Below are 6,126 nucleotides of genomic sequence, written 5' to 3'. Positions count from 1 at the left end.
CAGCTCCTACAGGGGGCTCGTGGGGAGCACGTTCGAGAACGTCATCGCGAGGGATTTCGGCGCCGAGGGGCCGTGGCAGAAGCTCGGCACCGACGTCACCGAGTTCAAGGTCGCCGGCGCCAAGGCCTACTGGGCCCCGGTGCTCGACTTCTGCACGAAGGAGATCGTGGCGAGCGACATATCGGCCTCTCCGGACCTCGCCCAGCAGCACAGGATGCTCGACCGGCTCCTCGAGGCCCTGCCCGACGGGGCGGCACCGACCATGCACTCGGACATGGGCTGGCAGTACCAGCACGAGTCCTACACCTCCAGGCTGGAGGGGGCGGGCATCACCCAGAGCATGTCGCGCAAGGGGAACTGCATCGACAACGCCGCCACCGAGCAGCTCTTCGGCCACGTGAAGGACGAGTTCTACCGCGGCAGGGAGTGGGGCAGCTTCGAGGACTTCAAGCGCGACCTGGAGGAGTACATAGCCCATTGGAACACGCGGCGCAGGCAGGTAAGATTGAAGGGCCTGACGCCGGAGGAGTTCCGGAACCGGGCCCTTGCGGCGTAGTCGCTATTTATTCAGTCCAAGTTTCGGGGCGCAGTTCACTGTCCCCTTTGTGGTGGTCGTTTCGGTCGCAGAGCAAAAAGGCGGGCCATCTCCCGCAAGAGATGACCCGCCTCTCCAATCAGTCCCGCAGCAACCATGGCCGCCGCGGGCCTCAAGCATGTCCCGGACTAGGAGAACATGCCGGTGAGGTAATCATTCAGCCGCTTATCCTTGGGCCGTTGGAAAATCTCGTCGGTCTCGTCGTACTCGATCATATCGCCCATGTAGAAAAACGCCGTGCGGTTGGACACGCGCGACGCCTGCTCCATGTTGTGCGTCACGATGACGATGGCGCGATCGGCAACAATCGATGACATCAGGTCCTCGGTTGCCAGCGTCGAGATGGGGTCGAGCGCCGAGCAGGGCTCGTCAAACAGAATCACATCGGGATTGAGCGCCAGCGTGCGCGCAATGCACAGGCGTTGCTGCTGGCCGCCCGAAAGCGCGTAGGCGCTCTTGTCGAGCTTGTCCTTGACCTCGTCCCACAGCGCCGCGCCGCGCAGGCTTTCCTCGACCATGCGATCGAGCTCGTCGCGGTCAGTAATGCCGTGGCGTTTGGGCGCAAACGTGATGTTGTCGCGAATGGACTTGCGAAAGGGGTTGGGCTGCTGGAACACCATGCCAATGGAGCGACGCAGCTCGTAGGTGTTCTCGGTCTTGGTGTTCACGTTGCGCCCGCGGTAGTTGATCTCGCCCTCCACGCGGCAGCCGCGAATCTCGCGATTCATAAGGTTGAGGCTGCGCAAAAAGGTCGACTTACCGCAGCCCGAAGGCCCGATGAGCGCCGTGATCTCGCCCTTGTGAAAGTCGAGCGACGTATCGTGCAGCGCATGGTGGTCGCCATAGTACACGTTGACGTCCTTGGTGGAAAGCACGACCTCGTCGCTCACGGCTTTGCCGCTTACGCGCACGCGCTTCTCGCTCTCCCCCACGCTCGACAAAAAGTCCTGGGTCTCGGACGCGGCCACCTCGGTTGCGGGCGTTTCATTTATCTCGCTCATTCGGCCGTCATCCTCCTTGCCAGTTGCTTGCCCACGATACGGGCGACTACGTTAAACAGCAGCACGCAGATCATCAGCAGTGCCGCGGTGCCCCAAACAATCTGCTGGGCCTCGGGGCTGCCCTCGCCGTAGATCTTATAGATGTGCACGGCGAGCGACTCACCGGGGCGGAACACGTTCCAGGCGCAAGTGGGACTCGACAGGTTAAAGCTCAAGAAGTTCAGGCGAACCGGCGAGCTCATGCCCGAGGTAAAGAGCAGCGCCGCGGCCTCGCCAAACACGCGGCCGGCCGAAAGCACGATACCGGTCACGATGGCGGGCATGGCCTCGGGGATCAGGATGTGCAGCGTGGCCTCCCAGCGGGTGAGGCCCATGGCCAGGCACGCATCGCGCTGGGCCTGCGGCACGTCCTCGAGCGCCTGCTGGATCACGCGCACCAGGATGGGGATGTTGAACATGGTGAGCGCGACGGCGCCGGAGATGATGGAGTACTTCCAGCCCAGCTGCACCGAGAAGACCAGAAAGCCGAACATGCCGACGACGATGGAAGGCAGCGAGGACAGCGTCTCGATGGCGGTGGAGGCGATGTCGCGGATGGGGCCGTCCGGCGCGTACTCAACCAGGAAGACCGCGCCGCCCAAGCTGATGGGCACCGAGATACTTAAGGTGATCAGCAGCAGATAGAACGAGTCGAACAGCTGGTAGAGCACGCCGCCCTCGGTTCCGTTGGCGCGCGCGGGCTGCGTGAGAAATCCCGGCTGGAACAGCGTCGAGATGCCCTCGAACAGAATATAGGCCACCATGGAGACGACGATGAGCATGACGAAGGCGACGATTGCCGTCAGCACGCCCGTGGCGATGCGGTCCTGCTTTTGGACGCGCCTGAGTCTCGCCTCGTCGATATGAATGCGCGTGCTAGCCACGAGCCTTCGCCCCCTTGCGGCCGATAAGGTGGATGATCAGGATAAAGATGAGGCTCATGCCCATCAGCAGCAGACCGAGCGCCCACAGGACGTCGTCTTGGGCCGAGCCCTCGGCATAGACCGCCATGGACGTGGTGAGCGTGGTGGTGATGGTGGACGCCGGCGACAGCAGCGACGTCGGCATGGCCTCGATACCGCCGATAACCATGCGCACGGCGAGCGTCTCGCCAAAGGCGCGGGTCATGCCAAGGATGACCGCGGTCATGAGCGACGGCATGGCGGATTTGAGTACCACGTGCCAGATGGTCTGCCAGCGGGTGTAGCCCAGCGCGAGCGAACCCTGACGGTAGCTATCGGGCACGGCACGCAGGCCATCGACCGAAAGGGTGGTCATCGTCGGCAAGATCATGACGGCCAGCACAATGGCGCCGGGCAAGATGCCCAGGCCCGTGCTCACGTGGAAAACGCTCTTCATAAGACCGACGACCACGTGAAAGCCGACCAGACCAAAGACGACCGAGGGAATGCCGGTCAAAAGCTCAATAAGCGGCTGAAACACCTTGGAGCCAAACTTAGGGCTAATCTCGACCGCAAAGATAGCAGAGCCGATGGCGATGGGCAGCGCGATAAGCGTGGAGAGCACCATGACCGCAAACGAGGTGACGATCAGGGGCAGGGCGCCGGTATAGGGCAGGCCGTTTTCGGCCGTGTTGGCCAGGTCCCACTTGGTGCCGGTAAAGAACTCGACGACCGAAACGCCGTCCTTGAGAAAAGCCGAGAGGCCCTTTTGGGCGACCATAAAGATGAGCGCGGCAACGACAAGCGTCACGAGCGCTACGCACGCGCCCGTGACGCCCAGGCCCACGTTCTCAAGGTCGCGCTTTGGCAGCTGTTTTGCCATTGCAAACCTTTCCGGGGCGATTACTTATTTAGCGGAGACCTTGCCGCTGGCGTCCTTGACGACCTTCATGGCAGAGACAGGGATAAAGCCCTGTTCCTCGACAAGTTTGCCCTGGACGTCGTCGGAAAGCATGAACTCCAGGAAGGCCTTGGTGGCATCGTCGGCGTCCTTTGCGCAGTACATGTGCTCGGTCGCCCAGATCTTAAAGGAGTCGTCAGTGACGTTTGCGCTCTTGGGCTCCACGCCCTCGACCTTGATAGCGTTGAACTTGGAGTCGTCGAAGTGCGAGAAGTCGAGGTAGGAGATGGCGTTGTCGGTGCTGGCCATCTGAGTCTGGACGTCGCCGGACTTGTCGAGCTCGGCGTCGCCCTTAAAGTCGACGGCCTCGTCACCAAAGACGGCGGCCTCGAAGGTGGCGCGGGTGCCGGAGCCGGCCTTTCGGTTGAGGACGACGATGGTGGCGTCGTCGCCGCCGACCTCCTTCCAGTTGGTGATCTGGCCGGAGAAGATGCCCTTGAGCTGCTCGAGGGACAAGTCGTCGACCTTCACGTTCTTGGAGACGACGGGGCCCATGCCCACGACGGCGACCTCGTGGTCGACGAGGTTCTTGACCTGGTCGGCCTCGAGCTTGGTCTCGGCGAAGACGTCGGAGTTACCGATGGTAACGGTACCGGCGGCAACGGCGGTCAGGCCCTTGCCCGAACCGTTGCCCGAGCCAGAGACGGAGACGTCCGGGTTGGCGTCCATGAACTTCTCGGCAGCGGCCTCGACGAGAGCTTGGAACGAGGAGGCGCCGTCGTAGGTCACCTCGCCGGAGACGGACTCGGCAGCGGCGCTGCCCTTGTCGGCGGCGTTGGAAGCGCCTGCGCCGCCGCAACCAACGAGGCCGAGGCCCACGAAGCTGGCAAGACCACCAGCGAGGCCGAGGAACTGACGACGAGAATAAGCCTGATCGAGCATGATCTTCCTTTCATACATGCGACTCGCGGGCACCCTGCCCGCTTTGCTGTTTGGAAAGATACGGCCTCGATCGGGCGGTGCCCGCGCCAACTGCGGATTCTTACGGGCATTTGATAGACCCTTACCGCGAGCGCGACTCGGCTTTACAGACGAATAACAAACCCGCCCCCAAGCATGGCCTGCCTTTTACACCAATAAAAACAAAGTTGCGGTGAAATAGTTCCTGCTTGGCCATCAAATGGCCCATTCTAGGAACTATTCCATCGCAACTTAGATTAGGAAACCGCGTAACCTTAAAGCTCTAATTCATTCAAACGGAGGATCGCAACAATATAGATCTTGAGCGCCTGCTTGAGCTGTTCCTCGTTGGCGCACTCGTTGGGGCCGTGCATCTGGCCGCCCCATGCGGGCAGCTCCAGGCCGGTTTCCTCGGGGCCAAACGACACGGCGCGGGCAAAGTTGCGCGCGTACGTGCCGCCGCCCATGGCAAAGGGCTCGGCATGCTTGCCCGTAAACTCGTTATAGGTATCAATAAGCGCCTTCACGGCCGGATCGTCGGCGGACACCGAGAACGGCACCTTTGCACGACCCACACGGCACGTCACGCCAAAGCGGCCCACGAGCGGCTCGAGCTGCTCGCAGATGGTATCGGCGCTCGTGCTGTCGGGGAAACGTACGTCGATGACCTGCTCAATATGGCCATCCATCACACGGATAACACCGGGGTTGCACGTGAGCGGGCCAAACGCCGGGCTCGTCGCGTCGATACCCAGGCCGCGGCCATAGGCATCCGCATGTACAAAGGTCAGAAACTTGACAAACTCGTGCTCGACGGGCGTCAGCAGACGCTCGTCGCGTGCACCAAACGCGTCCTCGGCCTCGCGCAGATACGCCACGATGAGGCCGACGGCATTGATCGTTCCCTCGGGCATCGAAGCGTGACCGCCAATACCGTGGGCGAAAATCTGCGCATGCCCGTTATCGAGCGCCGTGATCTCCAGGCGGTCGGCGTTCTCAACGGGCGCCGGCAGCTCATCGGCGGCAATCGCGAGCTCGCAGATAGACTGCGACGGAATGGCGTTGCTCGCCTCGGCACCGCTCCACGATACGATGCGCCCGCCGTCGATCTTGGAGCTCACAAACGTCGCCCCAAACTGGCCCTTCTCGGCATTGCAGACCGGGAACTCGGCATCGGGCGTAAACAAAAAGTCGGGATCTGCGTGGTTCTCCAGATAATGGTGAACGTCGGACATGCCCACTTCCTCATCGCAGCCCAGCAGCGCGCGGAAGGTATAGCGCGGCACAATGCCGTGCTTGATCAGGTAGGCACCGGCGTAGAGCGACAACACGGCCGGGCCTTTGTCGTCGATCACGCCACGACCGAGCAGCCAGCCCTCGCGGCGCTCCATCGCAAACGGGTCGGTGTTCCAACCGGGACCGGCGGGCACCACATCCACATGGCAGATGGTCGCAAGCTGCTTATCGCCGCGGCCGGGAATGTCGGCGATGCCCACATAGCCCTCGTCGTCGCTCGTCTGGTAGCCGAGCTTTTGCGCAATGCCGAGCGCACAATCGAGCGCATCACGGACCGGGCGGCCAAACGGCGCACCGGGCTCCGCATGGGCAGCAACGGCCACGGACGGATAGCTCACCAGCTGCTCGATATCGGCAACGACATCTTCCCAGATCTCGTCGACATACTCGGTAACGCTCTGTTCCACCTGATTCATGGACGACCTCCTTACC

6 protein-coding genes are annotated in these 6,126 nt (G+C 62.2%); 1 reads left to right on the top strand and 5 read right to left on the bottom strand.

All coding sequences use genetic code 11. From position 1 onward, the window contains the following. Positions 1 to 556, top strand: a 556-nt coding sequence (locus tag ACTQXM_RS02985; RefSeq protein WP_441547601.1) for an IS3 family transposase, incomplete at its 5' end; no start/stop codon positions are given. A gap of 167 nt (positions 557 to 723) precedes the next feature. Here ACTQXM_RS02985 and pstB read toward each other — a convergent pair. The 5 genes from pstB to ACTQXM_RS02960 form a co-directional block, all read right to left on the bottom strand. Next, the gene (gene pstB, locus ACTQXM_RS02980) at positions 724 to 1,596 is read right to left on the bottom strand and encodes a phosphate ABC transporter ATP-binding protein PstB (protein ID WP_441537110.1); all 873 of its coding nucleotides are present in this window, start codon (positions 1,594 to 1,596) and stop codon (positions 724 to 726) included. Continuing rightward, positions 1,593 to 2,519, bottom strand: a complete 927-nt coding sequence (gene pstA / locus ACTQXM_RS02975; protein ID WP_441537111.1) for a phosphate ABC transporter permease PstA — start codon at positions 2,517 to 2,519, stop codon at positions 1,593 to 1,595. The genes pstB and pstA overlap by 4 nt, the downstream gene beginning before the upstream one ends. Further along, on the bottom strand, positions 2,512 to 3,420 hold the full coding sequence (gene pstC / locus ACTQXM_RS02970; RefSeq protein ID WP_427719566.1) for a phosphate ABC transporter permease subunit PstC: 909 nt from the start codon (positions 3,418 to 3,420) through the stop codon (positions 2,512 to 2,514). The genes pstA and pstC overlap by 8 nt, the downstream gene beginning before the upstream one ends. A 24-nt stretch (positions 3,421 to 3,444) precedes the next feature. Further along, a complete protein-coding gene (locus tag ACTQXM_RS02965) occupies positions 3,445 to 4,398 on the bottom strand; it encodes a phosphate ABC transporter substrate-binding protein (RefSeq protein ID WP_229770638.1) in 954 nt (317 codons plus the stop codon). A gap of 275 nt (positions 4,399 to 4,673) precedes the next feature. Then, positions 4,674 to 6,110, bottom strand: coding sequence for a M20 family metallopeptidase (locus ACTQXM_RS02960; RefSeq protein ID WP_441063028.1), 1,437 nt, complete (start codon positions 6,108 to 6,110; stop codon positions 4,674 to 4,676). Positions 6,111 to 6,126: the final 16 nt, after the last annotated feature.

The sequence above is a fragment of the Collinsella sp. LCP19S3_D3 genome, from assembly GCF_052121455.1.
Lineage (GTDB): Bacteria > Actinomycetota > Coriobacteriia > Coriobacteriales > Coriobacteriaceae > Collinsella.
The sequence above is the reverse complement of the archived record's forward strand: the minus strand, read 5'-3'. Positions and strand labels throughout refer to the sequence as shown.